Genomic DNA, 26,266 nt, shown 5'->3' with positions numbered 1-26,266 from the left:
GACTCGGCCCGGCCCTCAGTCGACGGCCGGGCTGCGGCGTTCCAGGAGCACGACGTCGCGCCACCGGCCGTGGTGCAGGCCGATCCGCTCCCGCGTGCCGACGACCCGGAAGCCGGCCCGCCGGTGCAGCGCGAGGCTCGCGGTGTTCTCGGGGAAGACACCGGACTGGATGGTCCACACGCCGGCCGCCTCGGTGGAGGCGATGAGCGCGTCCAGCAGCAGCCGGCCGGCGCCCCGACCCTGAGCGGCGGGACTCACGTACACGGAATGCTCCACCACCCCCGCGTAGACGGCGCGGGTCGAGGTCGGCGAGACGGCGACCCAGCCGATGACGGAGCCGTCGCCGTCGACGGCGACGAAGCGGTGCTCGGGAAGCCTGGTGGCGTCGAACGCCGGCCAGGTGGGTGCGGTGGTCTCGAAGCTGGCGTCGCCGGCGTCGAGCCCGGCCTGGTAGATCGCCAGCACCGCGCCGGCGTCCTCCGCCGTCATCGGTCGGACGGTGCTGCCGGCCATCAGCCGACTCCCTCCGGGCTGTCGTGTCCCCGAGTCAGTGGGCGGTCCTTCGCGGTGCCCCCGGCAGGATTCGAACCTGCGACACACGGTTTAGGAAACCGATGCTCTATCCCCTGAGCTACGAGGGCGCGAGCGCTCAGCCTACCTGCCAGCGGATACCCACGAGCACCCAGGAGTGGTCACCTGCGCCCACCGCGGTGGCCGACAGCCTCGGCGACGACTTCGGCCGCCGCCGGGTCTTCCGGGCAGGCCTCGCGCTGCTCGCCGCAAGTACGGTCGGTGCCGCCGCGTCCGGCGAGTGACTCCGGAAGCGTCGCCCGACCCAGGCCGCACACGATGGCTTTCTGGGTTAGGGTTCGACGGGTCGAGCGAAACGGATCCAACGCCCCCTGCGAGCGGCAGGATCGGCCCCGCTCATTTTCCGCACCCGGCTTGCATGTGCGAGCGGGTGGATCGCGCGTTGGCGCGCAAGCTTGGAGCAGCTCTTGACTGATGTGACAGCGCCTGACTCGGATTTGTTCCGTGAAGCACCGGGAGCAGATGCGGCTTTCGACCACACCCCTGCCGTCGACGTGAGTTCGGCTGCGATGACCCGCCTGCGCACCCCGTTCCGTGTCGAGGGTGACGACGACCGGAAGCCGACGACCCGTTAGGCATCACGACGCAACGGAGCCCAGTCGGGACCCGCGCCGGCGGCCTGTGATCCGCTGCGAGTGATGATCTGCTGCTCCTTGTTCTCTTCTTCTGGGCGGGACTATGGGTCCGCGCGTGACGTTCCTCGTGCTCGGCGATGAGCGGCCGGGTCTCGTAGGCTCCGACCGTGGAAAGCGGTCGAGAGCGGCTCACGGCTCATATGTTGGATGCGGCGGAGAACGCCTCGCCGGTCGAGGCGGTCGAGGCGGTCACCCGGGAACTCGGTGCGGCGCTGGGAGCACGTAAGGTCGCGTTCTTGATCGCGGATCTCAGCGGCCGGGCGCTGGTCCGGTTGACCCACGTGCCCCTGGAGGGTGCCGGTGAGGGACGCCGGGACGGTGCTGAGGTCGCCACGGTGATGCCGTTCGACGGCGGCCCCGCCGAACAGGCGCTGCGCACCCAGACGGTGCAGGTTGTCCCGCAGCCTGACGGGTGGGCGGTGTTGGCGCCGGTGACCGACCGCGGTGAGGCGATCGGCCTGCTCGAGATGATCCTGCCGGACGAGCCCGCCCCGCGGGCGCTGGAGGAGATCGCCCGCACGGCGCACGTGTTGGCGTTCGTGGTGATCGCTAACCGCCGGTACACCGACCTGTTCGAGTGGGGGCAACGCACGACGCCGTTCACCCTGTCCGGGGAGATTCAGCGCCGCCTGCTTCCCGGCTCGTTCACGTGCGAGGCCAGCGGGTTCACCTTGTCCGGCTGGCTGGAGCCCGCCGCGAGTATCGGCGGGGACACCTTCGACTACAGCCTGGCCCGGGACGTGCTGCACTTCAGCGTCACCGACGCGATGGGCCACGGGGTGGCCAGCGCGCTGACGGCCACCCTGGGCGTGGGCAGCCTGCGCAACAGCCGCCGCCGCGGGGCTGGTCTGGTGGAGCAGGCCGACGCCGCGAATGCCGACGTGGCCGAACACGCCACCGTGCCCGGCAGTTACATCACCGCGGTCCTCGGCCGTCTCGACCTGCGCACCGGGGTGTGCGCGCTGCTCAACGCCGGGCACGTGCCGCCGATGCTGGTACGCGACGGGGACACCCGGGCGCTCCCGCTGCCCGGCAACTTCCCCCTGGGAATGTTCGCCGAGGCCGGTTACCGCGCCAGCGAGGTCACGCTGCGACCCGGCGACCGTCTGGTGGTGGTCACCGACGGCGTGCGGGAGCGCAACGCCGCCAGCCTGGATCTACCGACCATGTTGCGGTCGATCACCCGGTTGCACCCACGGGAGGCTGTCCGGGCGTTGGCCGATGCCGTGCTCGAGGTCAGCGGACCGACGCTGGCCGATGACGCGACGCTGTTCATCCTCGACTGGTACGGCGGGCACAGCGAGGACCGGCGTACCAGCGCCGGCGCCGACCAGACGCGCGCCAGCACCGCGCTGCCCGACTGACTACTGGCCTGTCGCGTCGTCCGTGGACGGCAGTTCGGCCTCAGCCGCCTGCACACTGTCATAGACGTCGATGACTTGATCGACCGACGTGACCGTCAGGACGCTGTGTACGACGGGTTGCACCGCGGCGAGGCACAACCGACCGCCGACGTCACGCAACGCCTTGAACATCACCACCAGCGTGCCCAGTCCGCTGGAGTCCATGAACCCCACTTCGGCCATATCCACCACGACCTGGCGGTCACCGGCGTCGACCAACTGTTGCAGGCCCTCGCGCAGCTGCGGGGACGTCGCCATGTCCAGCTCGCCGCCCACCTCGAGCACGGTGCAACCCCGGCCCGGCCGGACCGACAACAGCAGACCCACAGCACCCTCCCCACGCCGATGATCCCCGCTCACCCTATGCTCCCGGCAGGTGAACCGCCGCCGGCCGGCGTACGTCGAGCCGACACCCTCACCGTTTCGCCTCAGCAACGCAGGGTAGTGCTGATCACCGGAGCATCCCCGCGCTGGGTATGGCACCGTGGTCCGCGGGTGAGGCACGGGCCGGAAGGGACTACGCAATGTGGGTGAGCATGACACTGTCGCTCCCACGGCAACCGTCCTCGGTGACCCGCGCCCGCCATGTCCTCACCACGCTGCTGAGCCTCACCGACGCCGCAGAGGACTCCCGTGGACACCTCGCCGTGTTGATCACCGAGGCATGCGCCAACGCGGTGATGCACGCCGATCCGGGTAGCACCGTCGACATCACCATCACCATCGACGACGACCTCTGCCTCCTTGAGGTCGGCAACCGCGGCAGTACCCCCAACGGCGCCGGGCTGGACGCCGAACTTCCCGCTCCGCTCACCGTCGGCGGCCGTGGACTGCCCTTGATCGCCGCACTGGCCGACACCGCGGCCTTCGTTGCCGGGCCACCGGACCGCGTGCTGCTTCGCATCACCAAACAACTCAGCGACGTACGAACGTCGCCGATCCGCTGACCGGAACTGCCGCACTGGACGCCGGGGTGGCGCCTTCGCCGTGCACGCGATCCTCGCCCGGCAGGACAGCCAGCTCCGAAACATGGCGAGGGCCATGGCGACAACGACCCGACGCCGACGCCGCCTACCGGCCGATGAACACGGTGGCGGCCGCGGCGCGAACCGGCGGCTGCCGGAGAGGTACGGCCGGCATCCGGGGGTAGGGAACTCCGCGGTCAGCGAAGCCCGCGCACCGTCCGTGCCACGGCGCGGGCCCGCGCGCGAGCGCCGGACACCGACCGACCGAGATGGGCCCGGTTCTGCCGCACGTAGGCGGAGAGCAACGCGACGAGGAAAGCGAGCCCGGTCAACCAGGCCGACCAGTCGCCCACCGAGCCTAGGAGCGGCAGGGTCACAAACAGGCCGACGAAACCGGACAACGGGAAGACGAGTTGCAGCCCGAACTCGTACAGGAGGGACCGGGCGCCCCGCTGCTGCGCGTAGAAGTCGTCCCACCGGAAGACCCGGTCGTCGCCCGAGCATTCGACGGCGACCGGCCGGAGGACCTCGCGGATGTAGGTGTTCGCCGCCTCGCGGTCCCGCCGGCGCCGCAGGATGGTGATGCCGGAGATCGCCGCCAGCACCGGAACGGCGAGCAGCAGGCGGGGATCGGCCCGGTTGGCGACCACGAACCCCAGGATCACCGCCACCACGGTCAGGTACGCGCCGACGAGGGCGTGTGACGCGGCCGACTTCTGCGCCATGACGGCCCGGATCGCGTTGTACTCCGCGACGAGCAGGTTGGTGCGGTTGTCGACGCGAGCGGCTGCCGTTTCGTCGCCCGGTGGAGCACTTCTCGGACGGGCCAGGTCATTCCACGTCACGCATCCGATGATGGCAACCCTCCACAAGCGCCCGTCCGACCGGCGTGACGGGACCACCGGAGCCGGTGGTCCCGCCACGCCCGCTACGCGGGCACCACGTGGAGCCGCGGGCCGGCGGGTCGCCCGGCGCCGGCCAGGGCCAGCAGCGTCTGCCCGGTGGCGTCGTCGACGACGGCGACCCGTACCGCGTCGGGCTCGCCGTCGGCCAGCGGGACGGCGAAGACCGCGGTGACCGGCCGGCCCTGGTAGCGCGCGGCATGGCCGACGAACCGCCACTCGCCGTCGTCCCAGTGCTCGCGGACGTCGGAGCGGAGCAGCGGCGCGACCCGCCGGTAGGAGTCGCTGAGCTGCACCTGCTGCACCGTGGCGAGCAGCGGAAGCCCGGTTCCGCCGCGCAGCGGGTCGGTCAGCCGGGCGCGCAGCCGGCGCAGCGGCAGCAGCCAGGCGGCGTCCAGCTCGGGCGAGAGCGCCACCACGGCCGCCGCCTCGGCAAGCAGCACGGCGCCGCCGGCCAGCGGCTGGTCGGCGAGCGCGGCCGGCCAGTCGCCGGGCGCCAGGGTCGCCAGCCCCGCCGCCACCACCAGCAGGGCGGCCCGGCCGAGGCTGCGACCGGAGACCGGGGTCGGGCGGCTGCTCAGGCAGCCGCACGAGGAGGCGGGCGCGGCCCGGCGGGCGTACGCCAGGTAGCCGAGGAAGCCGACGGCCAGGGCGGTCGCGACGGCGGTCTCCAGCCGCAGGGCCGGCGGCAGCAGGAGCAGCCCGCCGAGGGCCAGCTCGACGCCGCCGAGCAGCCGGTACGCGGGCAGCGCGCGGTGTTCTCCGAGCAGCCGGGCGAGCGCGGACCGCCGGGCGGTTGTGGCGGCGTGCCGGTCGAGGAGCTTGACGCGGGCGGACCAGATCAGCACCGCGCCGACGACCAGCGGTTGCAGCGCCGCGATCAGGTCGATCATGGGTTCTCCCCTCGGATGGGGCCGACGGGTGACGCGCGGGCGGTCCGTGGATCGCCCTGCGACGGCTCCGGCGCGTGCGACACTGCTGCCCGGAGCCGTCGGGCGTACCGGTCAGGCGGCGGCGTAGACGGTGGCGATGTCGATCTCGTTGGTGTCCGGGTGCCAGGCGCCGAGCACCTGGACGTGCCGGCCGACCCGGAGCAGGGACAGGTCGCTGATGGCCGGGGTGCCGTTGTAGACGGCGGCGGAGCGGCCGGGCACGACGTGGGCGACGATCCGCTGGCCCTTGTGGTCGAGGTGCAGCAGGTTGCGGCCGACGGCGGCGATGTGCGCGTGCAGATTGACGATGTTGACCCACACCGAGTCGGCGGCCAGGGTGCCGTCGGGCAGGCGGACGCCGCGGGCGTAGAGCCCGTCGCCGATGGCGACCTGGTCGAACGTGGTGGGGTGCAGTTTCCAGATGCTCGTGCCGTCGGTGATCCGGATCGAGTGCAGCACGGTGTCGGATCCGGTGACCAGCAGGAGGTGGCCGGAGATCTTGCTGATCCGGCCCTCGACGAAGTTCGGGTCGGGCGCGCCGGGCTCGACGGCCGCCGGCTCGGCGGCGAAGGCCGCCTCGGGGGCGAGCGAGCCGAGGCCGGTGGCGCCCACCACGCCGCCGAGCGCGGCGGTGGCGAGGAGACGGCGGCGGTCCAGGGTCTGCGGCATGACGGAACCCTCCTGTTCAGACGGTGTCGACCGAGCAGGGCCGCAGCCCCACGGAGAGACTGCCGATCGCACTGAACGCCGCGGGCGTCAGGTCGATGATGCGGTTACTGCCGCAGGCCGAGCCGCAGCAGGTGCGCTCGCCGCAGAACAGGTCCGTCTGCGGGCCGCAGTCGGCGATGGTGGTGCCGACGCGGGAGCCGTTGCAGAGGTTGGTGGTGTAGTGGCGGAAGCCGCAGGTCCGCCGGCTCATGCTGAGCCCGCAGGTGTCCGGGTGGGTGATGGCGTAGCACGCGTCCGAGGTGTTCGGCCAGGCGTGCTGGTAGTTGCCCGACCTGCAGGTGCCGCAGGCGCCGCCCCCGGCGGTGCCGCACGGTCCCCAGGCGGTGCCGCAGCAGAACCAGGACACCTCGCCTCGTATGGCCGCCATGGATACCTCCTTCCCGATCGTTGATCGACAACGATGGATGTCGATATAGATGGCGATTGTTGTGTTAGAAATCACCTGAGTCAATAAGCCGGGCGAAGATTTCCTACATACGGCGGAGCGCGACGAGGGCAACCAGCCCGACCAGGGCCGCCGCGGGCACCGGCGCCCAGGCCGGCGCGACCTCCAGCAGGACCCCGCCGAGCGCGGCCCCGGCGAGCAGCCCGGCCAGGCGGCCCAGCCCGCCCCGCGTGGCGGCGAAGCGGTGCGGACCCGCCAGCACCCGCCGCACCGCGTCGGTCAGCGACCCGGTGAAGTACGTGGTCGACGCGCCGGGCACCCCGGCGCTGAGGGTGAGCGCGGTCTGCGTACCGCTGGCGGCCGCGGCGAGGCCGAGCAGGACGAGGCCGGCGCCGTAGCCGGGCCGCGCGCCGGTCGCCAGCCAGCCCCCGGCCACCGCGACCAGGAGCGCCGCCTCGGCCGTCACGACCGCGGTGGTACGCCGGCGCCACCCCGGCCCGGAGCGGCGTAACGCCTGGCTGCCCACGCCGACCCCGACCGCGTACCCGCCCAATGCGACGGCCCCGCCGGCCAGGGCGCGGAGGTCTCCGGCGGCGAGCGCCCGGCCCGCCTGGACCAGGTTGCCGGTGATCACGCTGGCGAAGAAGCCGCCGAGCCGGGTCACGCAGACCACGTCCAGCACGCCCGACGCGACAGCCAGCAGCACCAGCAGTCGCGGCACCGCCGGGGGCGGAACGGCGGGCGTGGGCCCGTCCTCGCTCAGGAACTCACCGCCCGGCGGCGACCACGTACGGGAAGGAGGCGGCGCGCGCGTCCTTGGTGACGTCGGGGGTGAGCCCGGACGTCAGGCCGGTGTTGAGCACCAGGGAGAACATCACCTCGGGCACGTTGTCGGCCATGGTGCGCCCGTTGCGGGCCGCGAACCCGTAGTTCGCCGGGGTGCCGACCTGGTAGGACAGCACGTCCGGGTAGAGCTCGCGGGCCACGTTCCAGCCGTACGCCCCCGGGTCGGGCGCGGTGCCGTTGGCCGCCACCACCCGGGCGACGGCCGACGCGATCTCCTCGCCGTCGGCCCGCAGGTCCTCGCAGGGGTGGCGGGTGTTGGCGGGGTTCGAGAAGTCGGTGTCGGTGGGCCAGAAGATCGGCCACATCATCGGATGGCCGGCCCGGTTGATCTGCCGCCAGCCCCCGGCGTCGGTGGCCAGCTTGGTCGCCGCCCAGACGCCGATCCGGTTGCCCATGCGCAGCGCCGGCTCGTCCCGGGACACCTCCAGCACGATCGAGTCGACCGTGGTGCCGGCGAAGCTGTTCTTCGCGTTCTCCGGGCGCCAGGCGGAGCGGTCCAGCCGGGCGCCGTTCTTGAAGGCGTCGTTGACGGTGGCGAGCTGGTCGAGGTCGATGTAGAAGGGGTCGGTGATCCGCCCGGCCCAGACCCGCAGGTTGCCGCCGGTCACCTCCTCCCCGGTGCGGCCCTGGGCGACCGGCGTGCCGGTGGCACCGTCGTCCTGGGCCTCGGCGCCGGTGAGGGCGTGCACCGTGAGGTCCTGCCGGCCGTCGCCGCCGAACTCGCCGAACGCCACCCGGTAGGTCAACTGCTCCATCTCGCTGCCGTCGACGTGCACCTTGAACTCGTACCGCGCCTCGTGGTGGAAGCCCGGCTTGATGTCGGCCCGGGTCACCGAGCTGTTCACGTCCATCACCAGGACGGTGCCGCGCTCGCCGTCGAAGACGAAGAGGTCGTCGAGGTAGAGCTGGCCGCTCTGGGCGGCGAGCGGGGTGTCGAGGTGGTGCGACATGGCTGTCTCCCGGGTCAGCGGCTGGGCACGGCAGGCCTGAGCCTATCGGGGCGTAACACCGCAAAAGACCCAATGAGTAAGTTTCCCCCTGAGCCTCGGGTGGGCTACCGTCGGCGGGTGATCCCGGTGGAGGCCGCGGCGGCCGCGTACGCCCAGTGGCTCACCCCTGCCCTGCCGCTCTACGGCAACGACCACGAGCGGGCCGACTTCGCTCCCTGAGGCGCCCCGGCACCCGACGGTTCCTTTCCCCCACGTCGCACCGGGAGCGATGCCTCATGTCCGTCGACAGTTCCGGGATCCGGGCCGTGCTGCGCGCACCCCAGGTCCTCCGGGTCCTCCTCAGCAGCCAGGTCGGCCGGCTGCCCACCGCCAGCGGGCCGCTGGCCCTGCTCCTCTTCGCCCGCCAGTCGCTGAGCCTCGCGGCCGCCGGCCTGCTGGTGGCCGCGTACACGGCCGGGATGGCGGTGGGCACCCCGCTGCTCGCCCGGGCCGTGGACCGCTGGCGGCAGCCGCCCGTGCTGTGGGCGGCCGCGGTGCTCTCCGGTCTCGGGTTCGGCGCGGTGGCGCTGACCGGCGGGCACCTCACCGGCGCCGTGGCCGGCGCGGCGGTGGCCGGGCTCGGCACGCCGCCGCTGGAGGCGTGCCTGCGTACCCTCTGGCCCGCCCTGCTCCCGCCCGCCACGGTGCCCACGGCGTACACGCTGGACATCGCCGTGCAGGAGGTGATCTTCGTGGTCGGCCCGCTGGTCACCCTGCTCGCCGTGACCCTGGCCGGCCCGCCCGCCGGGCTGGTCGCCGCCGGGGTGCTGCAACTGGCCGGCACGGCGGCGTACGCGCTGAGCCCCGCCGTCCGCGCCTGGCGCGGGGTGCCGGCCGTCCGGCACTGGGCCGGCCCGCTGCGCGTACCCCGGTTCAGCGTCCTGATGGCCGGCGTGGTCGGCGTGGGCGCGGCGGTCGGGAGCATCGCGGTGGCCGTGACCGGCTACGCCGAGGCGGCCGGCGACCGCCGGCTCAGCGGCTGGCTGCTCGCGGCGCAGGCGGCCGGCGCCCTGGCCGGCGGCCTGCTCTACACCCGGGCCCGGCCGGGCGGGCCCGGGCGGCTGCCGCTGCTGGCCACCGCACTCACGGTCGGTTACCTGCCGCTGCTGCTCGCGCCCGGCCCCATCCCGATGGCCGGCCTGCTCGTGGTCAGCGGGCTCGCGCTGCCGCCGGTGCTGACCGCCATCTTCCTGGCCGCTGAGCGGCTCGCCGAGCCGGGCACGGTGGCCGAGGCGTTCGCCTGGGTCAGCACGGGGTTCGTGGTCGGCAGCGCCGCCGGCTCCGCGCTCGCCGGCCCGCTCGTGTCGGCCGGTCTCCGGTACGGGCTGGCGGTGGCCCCGGCGGCCGCGCTGCTCGGCACGGCGGTGCTCTGGGGCGTCTCGCGCGCCGACGGGTCACGGCGGCCGGCGAACGGCACCGGGTCGGCCGGGGATCCGCTCACAGCCAGCCGCGGCGCTTGAACAGCAGGTAGAGGGCACCGCAGACGGCGGCCATCAGAGCGATGGCGAACAGGTAGCCGAACCGCCAGCCGAGTTCCGGCATGTGCGCGAAGTTCATGCCGTAGACCGTGCCGATCAGGGTGGGCGCGAACAGGATCGCCGCCCACGCCGACACCCGCTTGATCTCCTCGTTCTGCTCGAAGCTGGCCGCGGTGAGGCTGCGCATCTCCTCGTTCTGAGCCTGCGAGACGAGGGTCGCGTTGACGGTGAGGATGTTCTGCAGCAGGTGCCGGAAGCCGTCCACCCGCTCGACGACCTGGGTCAGGTGGTCCGCCACGTCGCGCAGCCGGCGGCGCAGTTCCTCGTCGGTGCCGTACCGGTCGAAGCCGGCGGCGAGAGCGTCCACCACCTTCAGCAGCGGGCGGGCCGCCCGCTGGAACTGGATGACCTCGCGGCTCAGCTCGTAGATGCGGCGGCTGGCGTTCGGATCGCCGCCGAACACCTCCGTCTCGATCTCGTCGATGTCGTTCTCCAGCCCGGCGACCACCGGGGCGTAGCCGTCGACCACCCGGTCGAGCACCGCGTAGAGGACCGCCTCGGGGCCGAGCGCGAGGACGGCCGGCTCCGCCTCCAGCCGCCGCCGGACGCCGGCCAGGTCGGGCGTGCCCCCGTGCCGGACGGTGATCACGAACCCGGGCCCCAGGAACAGGTGCAGCTCGGCGAACTCGACCGCCTCGCGCGCGTCGAGGTAGCGGGCCGCGCGCAGCACGACGAACAGGGTGTCGCCGTACCGCTCCAGCTTCGGCCGCTGGTGGGCGTTGATGGCGTCCTCGACGGCCAGCTCCGGGAGCTGGAACTCGGCGGCCAGCGAGCCGATCTGGTCCGGGCTCGGCCGGCACAACCCGATCCAGGCCACGGCCCGGTCGAGTTCCTGGAGGCACCGGTACGTGTCGGCCAGGCTGACCGGTGAGGCACGCCGCACCCCGTCGACGTAGACCCCGCTGTCGACGAGCCCGGCGGGTCGCTCCGGCTCCGCCGGGCGCGCGTCGGCGGCGTGCTCGTCCAGGCGGCGGCCGAACCCCTCCGCCGGTGCCGGGAACCGGTTGTCGGCCATGCCCTCCCCCGCTCCTCGGCCGGCTCGCCGAGTCCCCCGGAGCAGCCGGGGCAAACCCGGCCGGTCTCACGGCCGGTAGCGGTAGCCCATCCCCGGTTCGGTGATCAGGTGGCGGGGCCGGGCCGGGTCGTCCTCCAGCTTGCGCCGCAGCTGGGCCATGTACTGGCGCAGGTAGTTGGTCTCGTTCTGGTATTCCGGGCCCCACACCTCGTGCAGGAGCTGGCGCTGGCTGACCAGCTTGCCCGGGTGCCGCAGCAGCTTCTCGAGCATCGCCCACTGGGTGGGGGTGAGCTTCACCTCGACGCCGTCGTCGCGGGTCACCACCCGGTCGGCGAGGTCGACGGTGTGCCGCCCGATCCGCTGGGTGGCGGCGGATGCCGGGCCGACCCCGTCGGCCGCGGAGCCGGTGAGCCGCCGGGTCACCGCCCGGATCCGGGCGAGCAGTTCGTCCACCCCGAACGGCTTGGTGACGTAGTCGTCGGCGCCCGCGTCGAGCGCGGCGACCTTGTCCTCGCTGCCGGCCCGGCCGGAGAGCACGATGATCGGCACGCCGGTCCAGCCGCGGAGGCCCCGGATGACCTCGGTGCCGTCCAGGTCGGGCAGGCCGAGGTCCAGCACCACGAGGTCCGGTGGGTGGCCGGCGGCCGCCTTCAGCGCGGCCCGCCCGGTGTCGGCCACCTCGACGTCGTAGCCGCGGGCCCGCAGGTTGATCCGCAGGGCGCGGAGGATCTGCGGCTCGTCGTCGACGACCAGGATGCGGGTCACGCCTCGCCCCTCTCCTCGGCGGCGGGCAGCCGCAGCACCATGGTGAGCCCACCGCCCGGGGTGGTCTCCGGGGTGATGCTGCCACCCATCGCCTCGGCGAGCCCCCGGGACAGCGCCAGCCCCAGCCCGACCCCGGTCTGGTTGTCCCGGTCGCCGAGCCGCTGGAACGGCAGGAAGACGTGCTCCCACCGGTCCTCCGGGATGCCCGGGCCGGTGTCGATGACCCGCAGCTCGACCTGGCCCGCGTGCGCGCTGGCGGTGATCGTCGGAGGGTGGCCCGGCGGGCTGTGCCGCAGCGCGTTGGCCACGATGTTGACCAGCACCCGCTCCAGCAGGCCGGGGTCGGCAAGGGCCGCCGGGAGGTCGGGCGGGATGTCCGTGGCCACCTCGGCCGCCGGCGGGCCCAGCTCGTCCAGGACCCGGGGTACGGCGTCCTCCAACCCGATCGCGGTCGCCGTGACCCCCAGCGCCCCGGCCTGGAGCCGGCTCATGTCGAGCAGGTTCGCCACCAGCCGGCCCAGCCGGTCCAGGGACTCGTCGGCGGTGGCCAGCAGCTCCTCGCGGTCGTCGGCGTCGAACTCCACGTCGTGGCTGCGCAGGCTGCTCACGGCCGCCTTCGCCGAGGCCAGCGGCGTACGCAGGTCGTGGCTGACCGCGGCGAGCAGCGCGGTGCGCATCCGGTCGGCGGCGGCGAGCGGGCGGGCCGTGGCGGCCTCCTCGGCGAGCCGCTCCTGGCGCAGCGCGACGGCGGCCTGGGCGGCGAACGCCTCGACCACCCGCCGGTCGGCGGCCTCCAGCCGGCGGCCGGCGAGGACGACGGTGAGCCGCTCGTCGACGGGCACGCTCGTCTCCCCGGCGCCGGGGCTGCCCGGCGGCGCCTCCCCGACGCTCGCCACCACCCGCCAGGCTTCCGCCTCCCGGGCCCGGCCGGGCCGTCCCTCGGCCTCCTCCACCAGCTCCAGCACACTCACCGCCCGGAGCGCGAAGGTCTCCCGCAGCCGGTCCAGCAGCGCGGGCAGCGGCCGTTCGCCGCGCAGCACCCCACCGGCCACGGTGGCCAGCGTCTGCGCGTCGGCCGAGGCGCGGGCCGCCTCCCGGGTACGCCGGGCGGCCACGTCGACCACCCAGCTCACCGCGACGGCCACCCCGACGAACACGCCGAGGGCGAGGAGGTTGCCCGCCTCGGCGATGGTCAGCGTGTGGAACGGCGGGGTGAAGAACCAGTTCAGCAGCAGCGAGCCGCCGAGCGCCGCGACCAGCGCGGGCCACATGCCGCCGACCAGCGCCACCCCGACCACCCCGGTGAGGAAGAGCAGGATGTCGTTGGTGAGGGTGAGGTCCGGCAGCGCCGCGAGCAGCAGGGTCAGCAGCGGCATGCCGAGGATCGCGAGCGCGTACCCCAGCAGCCGGCGGCGCCGGGACAGCGCGGCGGGCGTCTCGGCCGCCCGCCGGCCCCGCCCCGCCTCGGCGTGGGTCACCAGGTGCACGTCGATGGCACCGGAGAGCGCGGTGGTGGTGACGCCGACCCCGCGCGAGAGCACCTGGGCGAACCGTCCCCGCCGGCTGGCCCCGAGCACCAGCTGGGTGGCGTTGACGCCGCGCGCGAAGTCGAGCAGCGCCGCCGGGATGTCGGTGCCGAGCACCTGGTGGTAGGTCCCGCCCAGGGTCTCGACCAGCACCCGCTGGCGGGCCAGCTGGGCCGGGTCGGCCCCGGCCAGCCCGTCGCTGCGCGCCACGTGCACGGCGAGCAGGTCGGCGCCCTTGCTGCGGGCGGCGATCCGGGCCGCCCGGCGGATCAGCGTCTCGCCCTCCGGGCCGCCGGTCAGCGCCACCACCACCCGCTCGCGGGCCTCCCAGGTGGCGGAGATCCCCTGCTGCGCCCGGTACGCGTCGAGCTGGTCGTCGACCTTGTCGGCCAGCCAGAGGAGGGCCAGCTCGCGCAGCGCGGTGAGGTTGCCGATCCGGAAGTAGTTGCCGAGCGCCGCGTCGATCTTGTCGGGCCGGTAGATGTTGCCGTGGGCCATCCGGCGGCGCAGCGCCTCCGGGGTCATGTCGACCAGCTCGACCTGCTCCGCGGCACGGACCGCCTGATCCGGCACGGTCTCCCGCTGGGTGGTGCCGGTGATCTGCGTGACGACGTCGTTGAGCGACTCCAGGTGCTGGACGTTGACCGTGGAGAGCACGCTGATCCCGGCGTCGAGCAGCTCCTGGACGTCCAGCCAGCGCTTGTCGTGCCGGGAGCCCGGGACGTTGGAGTGCGCGAGCTCGTCGACCACGACCACCTCGGGCCGCCGGGCCAGCACCGCGTCGAGGTCCATCTCGGTGAAGTCGACGCCGCGGTAGCTGATCGACCGGCGCGGGACCACCTCGAGGTCGCCGATCATCGCGGCGGTGTGCGGCCGGCCGTGCGTCTCCACCAGCCCGATCACCACGTCGGTGCCGCGCTCGGCGCGGCGCTGGGCCTCCTCGAGCATGGCGTACGTCTTGCCGACCCCCGGGGCGGCCCCCAGGTAGATCCGCAGTTCACCCCTGGCCACGGGTCCATCCTCCCTGACCGGCGGGAAGGGGTCCCGGTTCGTTCCGGGACCCCGTTCCTCCGCGAACGATCAGCGCGCCGGGAACTTCTCGTCGAGCGCGAGGTTGAGTTCCAGGACGTTCACGCCGGGCTCGCCCATGAAGCCGAGCGACCGGCCGGTGGTGTGCTCGGCGACCAGGCGGCGGACGGCCGCCGGGTCCGCGCCGCGCTCACGCGCCACCCGGGCCACCTGGATCTCCGCGTACGCCGGGGAGATGTGCGGGTCGAGACCGCTGCCGCTGGCGGTGACCGCGTCGGCCGGCACGGCCGGCTTCTCCGGCGCGTCGCCGCGGACCGGCGTGACGATGCCGCCCTCGGCCACGTAGTCGTGGTCCGGCTGGGCCAGCTCGACCGGGACACCCTGCCAGCTGGCCACGAAGGGCGTCGCCGGCGCGACCTGGTTGACGCTGACCACCCGGGTGATCCGGCCGGTGAGCCCGTCGGCGCGGAACACGGCAAGCACCGCGCCCACCCCGTCGGGCGTGCAGTACGGGCGCCGGCCGTCGACCCCGTCCAGCTCACCGACCGCCCTGCTCCGCGAGCAGACCTGGGTGAGCAGGCTCTGGGTGGAGTCGTCGGGGTTGGCGGCGATGGTGTCGACCACGCTCTCCGGGCCCAGGTTGCTGGCCGAGGTGGCGGTCGGGTCGTAGCCGTCGCCGGCCGCCGACGGCCGGGACTGGAAGTAGCGCGGGACGGGGTTGCCGTCCGCATCGGTGAAGGACTGGCCGATGAGCGAGCTGCCCACGGTAGTGCCGCTCACGCTGACCAGCGAGCCGTCGGCCCTGCCGTCGAGACCGGGGATCCGGCCGACGGCCACCAGGGCCAGCGGGTAGGCGAGGCCGAGCAGGACGGTGAACACGAGCAGCGCGCGCAGCGCGGCCAGATGTTGGGCGAGCCAGGTAGGGAGGCGCATCACGAGATCCCCGGAATGAACTGGATGAGCAGGTCGATGAGTTTGATGCCGATGAACGGCACGATGATGCCGCCGAGGCCGTAGAGCCACAGGTTGCGGCTGAGCAGCTTCGACGCGCTCGCCGGCCGGTAGCGCACGCCGCGCAGGGCCAGCGGGATGAGCGCGACGATGACGATCGCGTTGAAGATGACCGCGGCGAGGATCGCCGACTCCGGGCTGGCCAGTCGCATCACGTTGAGCGTGTCCAGGCTCGGGTAGATGCCGGCGAACATGGCCGGGATGATCGCGAAGTACTTCGCGATGTCGTTGGAGATGCTGAACGTCGTCAACGCGCCGCGGGTGATCAGCAACTGCTTGCCGATCTCCACGATCTCGATGAGCTTCGTCGGGTCGGAGTCGAGGTCGACCATGTTGCCGGCCTCCTTCGCGGCCGACGTGCCGGTGTTCATGGCGACCCCGACGTCGGCTTGGGCGAGGGCGGGCGCGTCGTTGGTGCCGTCGCCGGTCATCGCGACCAGCCGGCCGCCCTCCTGTTCCTTCCGGATCAGCGCGAGCTTGTCCTCCGGCGTGGCCTCGGCGAGGAAGTCGTCCACACCGGCCTCGTCGGCGATCGCCTTCGCGGTACGCGGGTTGTCGCCCGTGATCATCACGGTCCGGATGCCCATGCGGCGCATCTCGTCGAAACGGGCTCGCATGCCGGCCTTGACCACGTCCTTCAGGTGGATGACACCGAGCGCGCGGGCCGGCTCGCCGTCGACGTGCTCGGCGACCACCAGCGGGGTGCCCCCGGTGCCGCTGATCTCGTCGACCAGTTCGCCCACCTGCTCGGTCGGGTGGCCGCCGTTCTCGCGTACCCACTTCATCACCGCGGTCGCGGCGCCCTTGCGGATCCGGCGGACACCGCCGTCGACGCTCTCCGCGCCGAGGTCGACGCCGCTCATCCGGGTCTGCGCGGTGAACGGTACGAAGGTGGCGTGCGGGATGAGTCCCGGCTCGCGCTCACGCAGCCCGAACTCGTTCTTGGCGAGCACCACGACGGAACGGCCCTCCGGTGTCTCGTCGGCGAGGCTGGACAGTTGCGCGGCGTCGGCTACCTCGGCGGCGGTCACCCCCTGGACCGGCAGGAACTCGGCGGCCTGCCGGTTGCCCAGGGTGATCGTGCCCGTCTTGTCCAGCAGCAGCGTGTTCACGTCGCCGGCCGCCTCGACCGCCCGGCCGCTCATGGCCAGGACGTTGCGCTGCACCAGGCGGTCCATGCCGGCGATGCCGATGGCCGACAGCAACGCCCCGATGGTGGTGGGGATCAGGCAGACCAGCAGCGACACGAGCACCACGCCGCTGACGCCGGCATCGGTGATCGCACCGGTGTTGGACGCGGCCGCCTGGTAGCCCTTGGAGAAGATCGCCAGCGGTTGGAGGGTCACCACGGCCAGCAGGAAGATGATCGTGAGCGCGGCGAGCAGGATGTTCAGCGCGATCTCGTTCGGGGTCTTCTGCCGGTTGGCGCCCTCGACCAGCGCGATCATCCGGTCGATGAAGCTCTCGCCCGGCTTCTGGGTGATCTTCACGATGATCCGGTCGGAGAGCACCCGCGTGCCACCGGTGACCGCGCTGCGGTCGCCGCCGGACTCCCGGATGACGGGAGCAGACTCGCCGGTGATCGCCGACTCGTCCACGCTCGCGATGCCCTCGACCACGTCACCGTCGCCGGGGATGATGTCGCCGGCCTCGACCAGGACGATGTCGCCCTGCCGGAGCTGCGGCGCGGGGACGGCCTCGTCGCGGTAGGCGTTCGCCGCCGCACCGGGCTTCCAGTCGACCAGGCGGGTGGCGATGGTGTCCTGCTTCGCCTGCCGCAGGGCGGCGGCCTGGGCCTTGCCCCGGCCCTCGGCGACCGCCTCGGCCAGGTTCGCGAAGACCACGGTGAGCCACAGCCAGACGGTGATCGCCCACGCGAAGACCGACGGGTCGGCCACCGCCAGGACGGTGGTGAAGACGGCGCCGATCTCGACGATGAGCATCACCGGGTTGCGCCAGAGCGTGCGGGCGTCGAGCTTGCGCAACGCGTCCGGCAGCGACCGGATCAGCTGCTTCGGGTCCAGCAGACCCCCACCGACCCGGTTGCCGTGGATGGCAGGCGTACCGGCCACCGGCTCCTCGTCGGTGCCGGAGGTCACGGGCGTGACGGACATCTTCTCGTTCCTCATGGTGGTCACAGCCCCTCAGCGAGGGGGCCGAGCGCGAGTGCGGGAAGGAAGGTCAGCGCCACGAGGACCACCGTGACGCCGACGACCATCCCGACGAAGAGCGGTCGGTGGGTCGGCAGGGTGCCCTCGGACGCGGGAGTGGGCTGCTGTCGGGCCAGCGAACCGGCCAGGGCGAGCACGAAGATGAGGGGCAGGAACCGGCCGAGCAGCATGCAGAGTCCGAGAGCCGTGTCCCACCAGGTCGTGTTCACCGTGATGCCGCCGAACGCGGAGCCGTTGTTGTTGCTCGCCGAGGTGAACGCGTACAGCACCTCCGACAGGCCGTGCGGGCCCACGTTGAGCGCTGTGGCGTTGTTGCCGGTGGCGAAGGCCGCTGCCGTGCCGGCCAGCACCAGCGCCGGAGTGATCAGGAAGTACAGCGAGGCCAGCTTGATCTCGCGCGAACCGATCTTCTTCCCGACGTACTCCGGCGTCCGGCCGACCATCAGGCCGGCGACGAACACCGTGATCACGGCCAGGATCAGCAGGCCGTAGAGGCCGGAGCCGACACCGCCGGGCGCGACCTCGCCGAGCATCATGTTGCCGAGCGTCATCATCCCGCCCAGCGCCGTGTACGAGTCGTGGAAGGAGTTCACCGCGCCCGTCGAGGTGAGCGTGGTGGCCGCGGCGAAGGTGGCCGAGTTCGACACGTCGAACCGGACGTCCTTGCCCTCCAGCGCCGCGCCGACCGCCTGCGGCACGGTCCCGTTGCCGGTCAGCTCGAAGACGTTGGTCAGCGTGATGCTGGCCAGAGCGAGGATCGCCATGACCGCGGCGATCGCGTAGCCCTGCCGGTTCTGCCCGACCATCCGGCCGAACACCCGGGGCAGGCTGAACGGGATCACCAGGATCAGGAAGATCTCCAGCCAGTTCGTCCAGGTGGTCGGGTTCTCGAACGGGTGGGCGCTGTTGGTGTTGTAGAACCCGCCGCCGTTGGTGCCCAGCTCCTTGATGACCTCCTGGCCGGCCACCGGACCCCCGGTGATGTGCTGCGTGCCGCCGGTCAGCGTGGTCACGTCCGTGCCGCCCGACAGGTTCTGCACCGCGCCGCCGATCATGAGGGCGAGCGCGCCGAGCACCGCGATGGGCAGCAGGATCCGCAGCGTGATCCGGGTCAGGTCGACCCAGAAGTTGCCCAGCTCCCCGGTGCGGCTGCGGGCGAACCCACGGATCAGGGCCACCGCCACGGCGATGCCGACCGCGGCGGAGACGAAGTTCTGCACCGCCAGGCCGGCCATCTGCACGAGATGCCCCATGGTCGACTCACCCGAGTACGACTGCCAGTTCGTGTTGGTCACGAACGAGACCGCCGTGTTCCACCCGCCGTGCGGGACCACCGGATCGAAACCCAGCGAGAGCCAGAGGTGGTTCTGCAGGCGCTGGAACGCGTACAGGAACAGGATGGAGACGGCCGAGAAGGCCAGCACGCTGCGGGCGTAGACGCCCCAGGACTGCTCGGCGGCCGGGTTCACCCCGACCGCGCGGTAGATGCCCCGCTCGACGCGGGACTGCCGGGTGCCGGAGACCACCCGGTACATGTAGTCGCCGAACGGCCGGTAGACGGCGACCAGCGCCACCACCAGCGACAGGACGAAGAGCACCCCGGCCGTTGTCATGCTCATCAGAAGCGCTCCGGGAACAGCAGGGCGACGACCAGGAACAAGCCCAGGCCGATCGCCAGCACCAGGCCGACGGCGTTGACGACGCTCACAGCTTCTCCACACCCCTCACCACGAGGGCGAGAGCCGCGAACAGCCCCACCGTCAGCAACACGAACAGCACGTCAGACACGGCTGACCCCTCTTACCGGACGTTGTCGGGCGACCGCCTTCCGGTCGCGCCGAGCCATCACAACGCCGGATCGGGCACGCGGACAGGGGCTATAACGCCACCGTGACGGCCACGGCCGGTTTCTTGACGCGCCTTTCACGCGGACCGGACCACACGGTGAGCCGGGTCACCCGGAACTCAGCGGTTCGTGTCGGCGCCGGTGCCGACGAGAGCCTCGACCACGTCGCGCACCGTGCGGTGGGCGCCCGGGGAGATCGCCGCCAGCGGGCGGAATGGCAGGTACGGCGACGGTCCCCTGGATCGGCAGTCCGATCGACAGGGGATCCGGCCGGAAACTAGAGCAGGTCGACCGCGCCGTGAAGGGGCCGCGGGACTGACCGGGACACCGGCGTCAGCGCCGCACCTCGCGCCAGCCGGCGCCGCTGCCGCGCCACGCGCCCGCCAGGATGCTCGCCGAGCCCCGGCTCGGGCACTCCTGGATCTTCGACCGGCCGCTGGCACCGCCGATCTGGGCCTGCACCTCCCAGCGCTGGCCGTCGGTGCGGATGTAGACGTCGCGCCGCCCACGCGGGGCGGTGACCCCGTTCCACCAGTGCTGCTCCACCATCACATGGTGACGGTAGCGCAGCAGCCGACCGGCCCGCACCTGCCGGTACGGGCCGGACTCCCGGCTCAGCCGTCGAGGCGGCGGATCATGTTCATGATCGTCTCGACCTGGGCGCCGCCCTTGATGGGATAGTTCGTGGCGCCGAGGTACCCCCACCAGTCCCAGCAGCCGTTCGGGTTCACCGCGCTGGCGACCGCCTGGGGATAGAGCACGATCAGCCGGTTGGTGTCGGCGTACTGGTTGAGGTTGGCCCGGTCGACGAAGGCGGTGCCGACCTTGGCGTACCCCTGGGCGCAGCCGTGCAGGGCGACCAGCAACCGGCAGGTGGTGCCCGCGGCGCAGGCGCTCGGCACGTACGCGAAGCCGTTGGCGTCCATGCTCAGCCCGTTGGCCCAGCCGTTGGTGGCGTAGGTGTCCTGACCGAAGCGGATCAGGGTGCCACCCAGCGGTCCGGTGTTCGGGGCGGACACCGAGCCGAGCAGCTTGCCGAGGAAGGCGCCCTGCGGGTCGGTGCCGCAGTCGGCGAGGAACGGCGAGGCGGTGGCCGTGCAGCCGACCGTGCCGTAGGGGGTGACCCAGGAGTGGCCGGCCGCGCCGCCGGAGTCGTAGCGGACGCTCGCCCCGAAGTCCTGGTAGTAACGGACCAGGTCGTCGGTGACCGACTTCTTCACGGTGCCGTCGTTGTTGCCGTGGTAGACGTACACCGGCTGGCCCGCGAGGTTGCCGGTGCCGTCCACCCAGCCGTAGGACGCCCAGGTCCGGGTGTAGGTCTCCAGGGTGGCGACGTGGGTCGGGTAGAGGTTGTCGCCACAGCCGTAGAGGGCCTGGGAGACGTTGTTCTGGGCGCAGTAGTAGGGCCGGCCGCGAATATCGCGGCGCCCCGGATCCGCGCCGAGTAGGCGACCTGGAGCTGGGTGGCCAGATAGCCCCCGGAGGAGACCCCGGCGACGTACACGGCGGAGATCGGGTAGGTGCGCAGCGAGCCCGCGACCGGGGTCTTGGTGTAGGGCGTGCTCGCGGCCCGGGCGGCGACGCCGCCGGGCAGGACCAGGAGGAGGGCTGCGGCGAGGGTGGTGAGGGCTTTCCACGGTGTCTTCATGGCGTGCTCCCGTCCGAGCGCCGGCGGGACGGCCGACGTGCCGGCACGCTAACGTGACATAGAACACAGTGGATATCCCCGCGGCCGACACCTCGGAAGGCGTGGTGGTGTGGCCGGCCCACCCGTCGTTTCCGCACCGGCGGGCAGGGTACGCGTCGGGCATGCCCGAGGGCCATCTCATCCACCGGTACGCGCGCGAGCAGCACGAGGCGCTCGCCGGGCCCGCCGTCGCGCTCTCCAGCCCGCAGGGCCGCTTCGACCCCGCCCCGTACGCGGGCCGGCCGCTGCGGGCCGTCGAGGCCGACGGCAAGCACCTGCTCTACCACTTCGCCGACGCGCCCGTCCTGCACGTCCACCTCGGCATGCGCGGGCTGTTCCTGCGCTACGACGACCCGGCCGTGCCGCCCCGCCCCGGCACCCGGCTGCGGCTGGCCGGCCCGTCGGTGGCGTACGACCTCATCGCGCCGATCCGCTGCGAGCCACTGACCGCGGACGCGGAGCGCGCCCTGCGGGCCTCGCTCGGGCCGGACCCGCTGCGCGCCGACGCCGACCCGGTCGAGGCGGTCCGCCGGCTCACCGCGACCGGCGCGCCCGTGGGCGCCGCGCTGCTCGACCAGGCCGTCTGGGCCGGCATCGGCAACGCCTGGCGGGCCGAACTGCTCTTCCTGGCCGGGCTGGACCCGGACGCCCGGTCGGTCGGCGCCCCCGCGGCGGAGCGGCTGTGGCGGCTCGCCGTGGACCACCTCGCGCTCGGCCGGGACCTGGGCCAGGTGGTCAGCGACCCGGCCGCGCCGGACGAGCGGTGGGTGTACAAGCGGGAGCACTGCCGGCGCTGCGGCAGCCCGGTGCGCACCTGGCAGCTGGGCGGCCGGACCGCGTACGCCTGCCCGGTGGACCAGCCGGCCGGGTAATTCGGTTGGCGGCCGCCGGGCCGGTGGCTAGCCTCCGGGCAACGTCACTCCGACTGCCTGAAGAGGGTGTTCTGGTGCCCGTGCCGAGCGCTTCCCGTCTCGTTCCGACCTTCGCACCCTTCCCCTGGAGTGACCGCTTTGGATCTGCCACGTAGCTTCACCATCCGCGAGGGCGACCTCCGGATCCTCAACCCGTTCGACGCCGCCAAGCTCGCCACCCTGGGCCGGGCGATCAAGCTCCGGCCCGGCACGTCGATCCTCGACCTGTGCAGCGGCAAGGGCGAGCTGCTCTGCACCTGGGCCCGGGACCACGGCGTCACCGGCACCGGGGTGGACATCAGCACCGCCTTCACCGCCGCCGCCCGGGCGCGCGCTGCCGAACTGGGCGTCGCCGACCGGGTCCGGTTCGTGCACGGCGATGCCGCCACCCACGTACCCGAGCAGCGCGTCGACCTGGCCGCCTGCGTCGGGGCGACCTGGATCGGCGGGGGTGTGCCCGGCACCCTGGACATCCTGGAGCGCGCCCTGCGCCCCGGCGGGATGGTCCTGGTGGGCGAACCGTACTGGCGGCTCGACCCGCCCGACGAGGAGACCGTGGCCGGCTGCCACGCCCGCTCCCGGGACGAGTTCCGGGACCTGCCCGGGCTGGTCGAGCTCTTCGGCGAGTGCGGCTGGGACCTGGTCGAGATGGTCCTCGCCGACCAGGACAGCTGGGACCGGTACGCCGCCGCGCACTGGCTCAACCTGCGCCGCTGGCTGGACGCGAACCCCGGCGACGAGCTGGCCGGGGAGCTGCGCCAGGAACTGACCGAGGACCCGCCGCGGCACGTCCGCTACCGGCGGGACTACCTGGGCTGGGGCGTCTTCGCCCTGCTCCGCCGCTGAGCGGTCGGACCGGCTCCCGGTGCCACGCCGGGAGCCGGTCCGGACCCGCTTAGCGGACGGCTACGCAGGGTAAGACCCGTTCATGGGACAGCTGCGCACCTCGCCGCCACCGCCGCAGGCCACCGAGTTGGAGCAGTGGGTGCTCAGCACAGCCGAGGAACTACGTGAGCTGCGGGCCTCGCTTCGCGACGCGCTGACCCGGCACGGCCTGATCCAGGGCGAGGACCTCGACGAGGTGCCCCACCTCGTGGTGCTCGTCGCCACCGAGCTGGCGACCAACGCCCTGCGGCACGGCCGGCCGCCCACGATCGTCACCCTGCTCACGGCCGACGAGTGCTTCGTGCTCGACGTGGCGGACCACGACCTCGGCAGCGTCCCGGGCCAGGGCGACATCCACCCGCTCGACTCGGGCGGGCGCGGGCTGATGCTGGCCGAGTCGGTGTCCCTCGCCGTCGGGTGGTACGCCACCGACGAGACCAAGAACATCTGGGCCTCGTTCCCGCGGTGACGTGGCCGAAAATTGCGTTAATAAATGGTTTTCCGCTCGATGTGAGCTGCTTTACACCGGAACGGCCCCGAGGTCAGGCGGGCGCCGGACAGTCGAGCTGGGTACGCAGTTCGCCGATCTGGTCGGCGATCTCGCGGCCCGTGGGGGTCTGCGGGGGCGTTGCCCGGTAGGTGTCGTCGAGCGTCACCACGAGAGCGCACAGGTTCTGCACGGAGTTCCGGGCCACGGCGTTGGCGTACACCATGGACGAGATGGCCGCGACCAGCGCGAACAGGAAGGACGCGATCATCAGGCGGGTGGTGCGGGAGCCCACGTGCCACTGCGCGGCGGTCATCTCACTCACCCCTTCCACACGGCGGCGGCGATGGCGACGGCGGCGGCCGCGAGTCCGGCAACGGAGATGCCGATGGCGAACTGGTCGTATCGCTGACGCCATTGCGCCGCAGCGACAGGAGCCCCACCCCCGCCGGAATCCCCAGGATGGTCACGTACGTCCCCAGGAGAATGGCGTTGGCCTGACCGGGCGGCACGATCGTCGTCTGGTGGACAATCCCGCCGAGTCCCACGAGGATGCAGCCGCCATCGAGGAAGATCCTCATGGCTCGCTCTGTTTTCATCGTCCACAGCCCTTAGCCTTCCGCCGCCACCGCTGTCGCTCCCCGGCGACGCACTGCGTTGGGCGCCCCTCCACGGTAGCCACGGAAACCGGTAAAACCCCAGGTCAGAGGCACTATTTGCAAGTTGCGGCCCGGCGTTCAGCACCATCTGACACGCGCCGGGGCGGGCCGCTCAGTCCTCGGCCGGGACCGGGTCGTCGTACTGCCCGGAGGGGCCGCTGTGCAGCGCACCGCCGACCCGGGGCCAGGCGTTGGGGAGGCACCGGTGCAGGCCGAGGGTCTGCTGTTCCATCACCGGCGCCGGCCCGCCGGCCCGCGGACAGAGCTCGTGGCCGCGGCCGAGCCGGTGCCCCACCTCGTGGTTGAGGAGGTACTGCCGGTAGAGGCCGAGGTCGGGAAACTGCGGCACGCCGTGCACCCAGCGCGCCACGTTGATCACCACCTGGTCGCCGTTACGGCAGGAGGTGTAGTGGTCGGTGGTGTCGGCGCACAGCCGGCCCCGGGTCACCGGCGTGGTCAGGAGCACCGTGAAGTCGGCCGGGTCGTCGCGCCCCACCCGTTGCAGCCGCCAGCGGCCGTCGCCGGTCCAGCCGCGCGGATCGGCCAGCGTCGCGGCCACCTCCCGGGCGAAGCGCTCCACGTCGACGTTGCCGATCCCGGCCTCCACGGCGACCCGGTAGCGGAGCAGCTCGCCACCGCGGCCGGCCACCGCGCCGACGCCGGTGGCGGTGCGGAACCTGCCCGTACCCCGGTCCGGGTAGCTGATGCCGGGGGGCGGCACCCGGCCGGCGGCCGGGACCGGCGGTGCGGCGGCCCTGGTCACCGCAGGGCGGGCCGGCCTGGGGGCCGGGGCGCCCGGTCGCACGCCGGCCGCGACCAGGAGGTCCGGGTGGCGCCGGGCCGCGTACCCCGCGAGGCCGGCCGCGACCAGCAGCAGCACCAGCGTCAGGACGCCGGCGCGGGACGCCCGCCGCCGACGGTGCAGACCCCGGTCCCGCCTGCCCCGCCCGCCCACGTCGGTCTCCGTCCGTCGCGCCGCCCCGATCCGGTCAGGAGTACGGACACCGGGCCCGGACGGATGAACGGTGAGCGCGCTCACGGGCCGGGGCCACTCCCGCGCCGGTACCGTTCGTTGCCGGGTGCGCGACCCGCCACCTGCCGCCAGAGAGGGAGCCACCCGTGCCGGATGCCGAGCAGGTGCTCGCCGACGCCCTCGCGGCGGCGCGCGGCACCGACGTACGCGCGGCCGAGCGGGCCCTGGACCGGCTGGTGGTGGGCGACCCCCCGGCCGTCGACGCGGCGCTCCTGACCCGGCTGACCCGGGCCGTGGCACGGCTCTGGCCGCGCGGCTGGCAGCCCGTGGACCTGGAGCGGATCGCCACCCGCCGGCTGACCCCGCGGGGCGCCCGGCTGCTCCGGGACGTGCTCGCCGCCCAGCGCCGTGCGCTGGGCGAACCGGTCCCGTCCTGGTTCGACGACCAGCTCGCCGAGCTGGGCGCGCGGTGGGACGGCGACGCGGGCTGGCTGGACCGGCGCGCCGAGGGCGACCGGATCAGCGCGCTGCGGGACGCCGTCGACGCGCTCGCCCTGGTGGCCGGGCTGCCGCCGATCGCGGTGCTCCGCCCGCCGCCGGGCGGACCGGCCGCCGCCCCGCGCGCCACCACCCCGGCCACCGGCTCACGCATGCTCGACCGGGTACGCGCACTGCTGGCCAAGGCCGAGTCGACCACGTTCCCCGCCGAGGCGGAGGCGCTCACCGGCAAGGCGCAGGAGCTGATGGCCCGGCACAGCATCGACGCGGCCCTGCTCGACGCCGCCGCCGAACGACCCGACCGGCCGGGCGGGGTGCGGCTCGGCACCGACGCCCCGTACGCGGCGGCGAAGGCGCTGCTCATCCAGGAGGTGGCCGCGGCGAACCGCTGCGAGTCGATCTGGTCCGACGACCTGGGCTTCGCCACCGTGCTGGGCTTCCCGGCCGACCTGGCCGCCGTCGAGCTGCTGTACACCTCGCTGCTGGTGCAGGCCACCGCCGCGATGCTGCGCGGCCGGGGCGAGCGCCGCAAGGGCAGCGGCCGGCGCACCAAGGGCTACGACGAGTCGTTCCTCAACGCGTTCGCGCTGCGGATCGGGGAGCGCCTGCGTGCGGCCACCGCGGCGGCGGCCGAGGAACGGGCCGACGACCGCCTGCTCCCGGTGCTCGCCGCCCGCTCGGACGCCGTCAAGGAGCGGGTCGACCAGCTCTTCCCCGGCGTCACGCGGCACCGGCTCCAGGTCCGCGACGCGGAGGGCTGGACGTCGGGCACCACGGCCGCGGACCGCGCCTCCCTCGACCCCGGCGCACCGGCGCGCCGCCCGCTGCGCGGAGCCCGCTGACTTTTTCCTCGGGGGAAGATGTCGGATCAGACGAGCCGGCTCCGAC

The 26,266-nt window shown here is 73.1% G+C and carries 28 protein-coding genes and 1 tRNA gene; 8 read left to right on the top strand and 21 right to left on the bottom strand.

The genetic code is table 11. The annotated features are described in order from the left end of the window. Positions 1-15: 15 nt before the first annotated feature. Both GCE86_RS28620 and GCE86_RS28615 read right to left on the bottom strand, forming a co-directional pair. Positions 16-513, bottom strand: coding sequence for a GNAT family N-acetyltransferase (locus GCE86_RS28620; protein WP_154229781.1), 498 nt, complete (start codon positions 511-513; stop codon positions 16-18). A 55-nt stretch (positions 514-568) separates the two neighbouring features. Further along, a tRNA-Arg gene (locus GCE86_RS28615) sits at positions 569-641 on the bottom strand. On the opposite strand from GCE86_RS28615, the gene GCE86_RS28610 reads away from it, so the two are divergent. Further along, positions 615-815, top strand: coding sequence for a hypothetical protein (locus GCE86_RS28610; RefSeq protein ID WP_154229780.1), 201 nt, complete (start codon positions 615-617; stop codon positions 813-815). The genes GCE86_RS28615 and GCE86_RS28610 overlap by 27 nt on opposite strands. Positions 816-1,333: 518 nt before the next feature. Then, complete coding sequence (locus GCE86_RS28605) at positions 1,334-2,590, top strand: PP2C family protein-serine/threonine phosphatase (protein WP_244317102.1); 1,257 nt, start codon at positions 1,334-1,336, stop codon at positions 2,588-2,590. Here GCE86_RS28605 and GCE86_RS28600 read toward each other — a convergent pair whose 3' ends face one another. Then, positions 2,591-2,956 carry an STAS domain-containing protein gene (locus GCE86_RS28600; RefSeq protein WP_154229779.1) on the bottom strand — a complete coding sequence of 122 codons (366 nt, stop codon included), beginning with the start codon at positions 2,954-2,956 and terminating at the stop codon, positions 2,591-2,593. Between the two features lie 197 nt (positions 2,957-3,153). Between GCE86_RS28600 and GCE86_RS28595 the strand changes: the two genes are divergently transcribed. Continuing rightward, positions 3,154-3,576, top strand: coding sequence for an ATP-binding protein (locus GCE86_RS28595; protein WP_167537079.1), 423 nt, complete (start codon positions 3,154-3,156; stop codon positions 3,574-3,576). 215 nt (positions 3,577-3,791) lie between these two features. Here the strand turns inward: GCE86_RS28595 and GCE86_RS28590 are convergent, their stop codons facing one another. The 6 genes from GCE86_RS28590 to GCE86_RS28565 all read right to left on the bottom strand — a co-directional run bounded on the left by GCE86_RS28590 (position 3,792) and on the right by GCE86_RS28565 (position 8,338). After that, positions 3,792-4,439, bottom strand: a complete 648-nt coding sequence (locus GCE86_RS28590) for a hypothetical protein (protein ID WP_154229777.1) — start codon at positions 4,437-4,439, stop codon at positions 3,792-3,794. An 83-nt stretch (positions 4,440-4,522) separates the two neighbouring features. Continuing rightward, a complete protein-coding gene (locus GCE86_RS28585; RefSeq protein WP_204341675.1) occupies positions 4,523-5,389 on the bottom strand; it encodes a MauE/DoxX family redox-associated membrane protein in 867 nt (288 codons plus the stop codon). 111 nt (positions 5,390-5,500) lie between these two features. Beyond that, entirely contained in the window at positions 5,501-6,097 is a 597-nt protein-coding gene (locus tag GCE86_RS28580; RefSeq protein ID WP_091260850.1) for a cell wall protein, read from the bottom strand. Positions 6,098-6,113: 16 nt separating this feature from the next. After that, positions 6,114-6,524 (bottom strand): RlpA-like double-psi beta-barrel domain-containing protein, encoded by a 411-nt coding sequence (locus tag GCE86_RS28575; protein WP_091260852.1) that lies wholly within the window; start codon positions 6,522-6,524, stop codon positions 6,114-6,116. Positions 6,525-6,627: 103 nt separating this feature from the next. Beyond that, entirely contained in the window at positions 6,628-7,305 is a 678-nt protein-coding gene (locus GCE86_RS28570; protein WP_154229776.1) for a DUF1275 family protein, read from the bottom strand. Between the two features lie 4 nt (positions 7,306-7,309). Continuing rightward, entirely contained in the window at positions 7,310-8,338 is a 1,029-nt protein-coding gene (locus GCE86_RS28565) for a DUF4331 family protein (RefSeq protein WP_154229775.1), read from the bottom strand. 275 nt (positions 8,339-8,613) lie between these two features. Here GCE86_RS28565 and GCE86_RS28560 point away from each other — a divergent pair, with 275 nt between their 5' ends. Further along, on the top strand, positions 8,614-9,837 hold the full coding sequence (locus GCE86_RS28560) for an MFS transporter (protein WP_204341674.1): 1,224 nt from the start codon (positions 8,614-8,616) through the stop codon (positions 9,835-9,837). On the opposite strand, the gene GCE86_RS28555 is transcribed toward GCE86_RS28560, so the two are convergent. From GCE86_RS28555 to GCE86_RS31900, 9 genes are all read right to left on the bottom strand, one after another. Continuing rightward, a complete protein-coding gene (locus GCE86_RS28555; protein WP_154229774.1) occupies positions 9,815-10,930 on the bottom strand; it encodes a magnesium and cobalt transport protein CorA in 1,116 nt (371 codons plus the stop codon). The two genes, GCE86_RS28560 and GCE86_RS28555, sit on opposite strands and share 23 nt — an antisense overlap. A 66-nt stretch (positions 10,931-10,996) precedes the next feature. After that, positions 10,997-11,695 (bottom strand): response regulator, encoded by a 699-nt coding sequence (locus GCE86_RS28550; RefSeq protein ID WP_154229773.1) that lies wholly within the window; start codon positions 11,693-11,695, stop codon positions 10,997-10,999. Then, positions 11,692-14,232 (bottom strand): sensor histidine kinase, encoded by a 2,541-nt coding sequence (locus GCE86_RS28545; protein WP_154229772.1) that lies wholly within the window; start codon positions 14,230-14,232, stop codon positions 11,692-11,694. Before GCE86_RS28545 ends, GCE86_RS28550 begins: the two co-directional genes overlap by 4 nt. 69 nt (positions 14,233-14,301) lie before the next feature. Beyond that, on the bottom strand, positions 14,302-15,183 hold the full coding sequence (locus GCE86_RS28540) for a potassium-transporting ATPase subunit C (RefSeq protein WP_154229771.1): 882 nt from the start codon (positions 15,181-15,183) through the stop codon (positions 14,302-14,304). Further along, a complete protein-coding gene (gene kdpB / locus GCE86_RS28535) occupies positions 15,183-17,375 on the bottom strand; it encodes a potassium-transporting ATPase subunit KdpB (RefSeq protein WP_154229770.1) in 2,193 nt (730 codons plus the stop codon). The genes GCE86_RS28540 and kdpB overlap by 1 nt, the downstream gene beginning before the upstream one ends. 20 nt (positions 17,376-17,395) lie before the next feature. Then, a complete protein-coding gene (gene kdpA / locus GCE86_RS28530; RefSeq protein ID WP_154229769.1) occupies positions 17,396-19,051 on the bottom strand; it encodes a potassium-transporting ATPase subunit KdpA in 1,656 nt (551 codons plus the stop codon). Continuing rightward, the gene (gene kdpF / locus GCE86_RS28525; protein WP_154229768.1) at positions 19,051-19,140 is read right to left on the bottom strand and encodes a K(+)-transporting ATPase subunit F; all 90 of its coding nucleotides are present in this window, start codon (positions 19,138-19,140) and stop codon (positions 19,051-19,053) included. The genes kdpA and kdpF overlap by 1 nt, the downstream gene beginning before the upstream one ends. Before the next feature lie 471 nt (positions 19,141-19,611). Next, positions 19,612-19,827, bottom strand: coding sequence for a hypothetical protein (locus GCE86_RS28520; protein WP_204341673.1), 216 nt, complete (start codon positions 19,825-19,827; stop codon positions 19,612-19,614). A 65-nt stretch (positions 19,828-19,892) separates the two neighbouring features. Beyond that, positions 19,893-20,564, bottom strand: a complete 672-nt coding sequence (locus GCE86_RS31900; protein ID WP_204341672.1) for an alpha/beta hydrolase family protein — start codon at positions 20,562-20,564, stop codon at positions 19,893-19,895. A gap of 523 nt (positions 20,565-21,087) precedes the next feature. On the opposite strand from GCE86_RS31900, the gene GCE86_RS28510 reads away from it, so the two are divergent. The 3 genes from GCE86_RS28510 to GCE86_RS28500 all read left to right on the top strand — a co-directional run bounded on the left by GCE86_RS28510 (position 21,088) and on the right by GCE86_RS28500 (position 23,230). Next, positions 21,088-21,837 carry an Fpg/Nei family DNA glycosylase gene (locus tag GCE86_RS28510; RefSeq protein WP_154229766.1) on the top strand — a complete coding sequence of 250 codons (750 nt, stop codon included), beginning with the start codon at positions 21,088-21,090 and terminating at the stop codon, positions 21,835-21,837. Positions 21,838-21,966: 129 nt separating this feature from the next. After that, positions 21,967-22,722, top strand: a complete 756-nt coding sequence (locus GCE86_RS28505) for an SAM-dependent methyltransferase (protein WP_208818046.1) — start codon at positions 21,967-21,969, stop codon at positions 22,720-22,722. An 82-nt stretch (positions 22,723-22,804) separates the two neighbouring features. Next, positions 22,805-23,230, top strand: coding sequence for an ATP-binding protein (locus GCE86_RS28500; RefSeq protein ID WP_154229764.1), 426 nt, complete (start codon positions 22,805-22,807; stop codon positions 23,228-23,230). A gap of 73 nt (positions 23,231-23,303) precedes the next feature. On the opposite strand, the gene GCE86_RS28495 is transcribed toward GCE86_RS28500, so the two are convergent. From GCE86_RS28495 to GCE86_RS28485, 3 genes are all read right to left on the bottom strand, one after another. Then, a complete protein-coding gene (locus GCE86_RS28495) occupies positions 23,304-23,564 on the bottom strand; it encodes a hypothetical protein (protein WP_154229763.1) in 261 nt (86 codons plus the stop codon). Between the two features lies 1 nt (position 23,565). Next, entirely contained in the window at positions 23,566-23,829 is a 264-nt protein-coding gene (locus tag GCE86_RS28490; protein ID WP_154229762.1) for a hypothetical protein, read from the bottom strand. Positions 23,830-24,019: 190 nt separating this feature from the next. Next, on the bottom strand, positions 24,020-24,862 hold the full coding sequence (locus GCE86_RS28485; protein ID WP_244317100.1) for a DUF3152 domain-containing protein: 843 nt from the start codon (positions 24,860-24,862) through the stop codon (positions 24,020-24,022). A gap of 164 nt (positions 24,863-25,026) precedes the next feature. On the opposite strand from GCE86_RS28485, the gene GCE86_RS28480 reads away from it, so the two are divergent. Beyond that, positions 25,027-26,220 (top strand): DUF2786 domain-containing protein, encoded by a 1,194-nt coding sequence (locus GCE86_RS28480; RefSeq protein ID WP_154229761.1) that lies wholly within the window; start codon positions 25,027-25,029, stop codon positions 26,218-26,220. The last annotated feature ends 46 nt before the right edge of the window (positions 26,221-26,266 follow it).

Source organism: Micromonospora terminaliae (assembly GCF_009671205.1).
GTDB lineage: Bacteria > Actinomycetota > Actinomycetes > Mycobacteriales > Micromonosporaceae > Micromonospora > Micromonospora terminaliae.
This window is presented reverse-complemented; position numbering and strand designations above follow the sequence as displayed.

What these genes read in the sequence shown, in the direction of transcription:
- GCE86_RS28610 (WP_154229780.1), top strand. Translation starts at nt 615, where the DNA reads ATGCTCTATCCCCTGAGCTACGAGGGCGCGAGCGCTCAGCCTACCTGC.
- GCE86_RS28500 (WP_154229764.1), top strand. Translation starts at nt 22,805, where the DNA reads ATGGGACAGCTGCGCACCTCGCCGCCACCGCCGCAGGCCACCGAGTTG.
- kdpA (WP_154229769.1), bottom strand. Translation starts at nt 19,051, where the DNA reads ATGAGCATGACAACGGCCGGGGTGCTCTTCGTCCTGTCGCTGGTGGTG.
- GCE86_RS28585 (WP_204341675.1), bottom strand. Translation starts at nt 5,389, where the DNA reads ATGATCGACCTGATCGCGGCGCTGCAACCGCTGGTCGTCGGCGCGGTG.
- GCE86_RS28575 (WP_091260852.1), bottom strand. Translation starts at nt 6,524, where the DNA reads ATGGCGGCCATACGAGGCGAGGTGTCCTGGTTCTGCTGCGGCACCGCC.
- GCE86_RS28560 (WP_204341674.1), top strand. Translation starts at nt 8,614, where the DNA reads ATGTCCGTCGACAGTTCCGGGATCCGGGCCGTGCTGCGCGCACCCCAG.
- GCE86_RS28520 (WP_204341673.1), bottom strand. Translation starts at nt 19,827, where the DNA reads ATGGTGGAGCAGCACTGGTGGAACGGGGTCACCGCCCCGCGTGGGCGG.
- GCE86_RS28555 (WP_154229774.1), bottom strand. Translation starts at nt 10,930, where the DNA reads ATGGCCGACAACCGGTTCCCGGCACCGGCGGAGGGGTTCGGCCGCCGC.
- GCE86_RS28580 (WP_091260850.1), bottom strand. Translation starts at nt 6,097, where the DNA reads ATGCCGCAGACCCTGGACCGCCGCCGTCTCCTCGCCACCGCCGCGCTC.
- GCE86_RS28620 (WP_154229781.1), bottom strand. Translation starts at nt 513, where the DNA reads ATGGCCGGCAGCACCGTCCGACCGATGACGGCGGAGGACGCCGGCGCG.
- GCE86_RS28595 (WP_167537079.1), top strand. Translation starts at nt 3,154, where the DNA reads ATGTGGGTGAGCATGACACTGTCGCTCCCACGGCAACCGTCCTCGGTG.
- GCE86_RS28510 (WP_154229766.1), top strand. Translation starts at nt 21,088, where the DNA reads ATGCCCGAGGGCCATCTCATCCACCGGTACGCGCGCGAGCAGCACGAG.
- GCE86_RS28540 (WP_154229771.1), bottom strand. Translation starts at nt 15,183, where the DNA reads ATGCGCCTCCCTACCTGGCTCGCCCAACATCTGGCCGCGCTGCGCGCG.
- GCE86_RS28490 (WP_154229762.1), bottom strand. Translation starts at nt 23,829, where the DNA reads ATGAGGATCTTCCTCGATGGCGGCTGCATCCTCGTGGGACTCGGCGGG.
- GCE86_RS28495 (WP_154229763.1), bottom strand. Translation starts at nt 23,564, where the DNA reads ATGACCGCCGCGCAGTGGCACGTGGGCTCCCGCACCACCCGCCTGATG.
- kdpB (WP_154229770.1), bottom strand. Translation starts at nt 17,375, where the DNA reads ATGTCCGTCACGCCCGTGACCTCCGGCACCGACGAGGAGCCGGTGGCC.
- GCE86_RS28565 (WP_154229775.1), bottom strand. Translation starts at nt 8,338, where the DNA reads ATGTCGCACCACCTCGACACCCCGCTCGCCGCCCAGAGCGGCCAGCTC.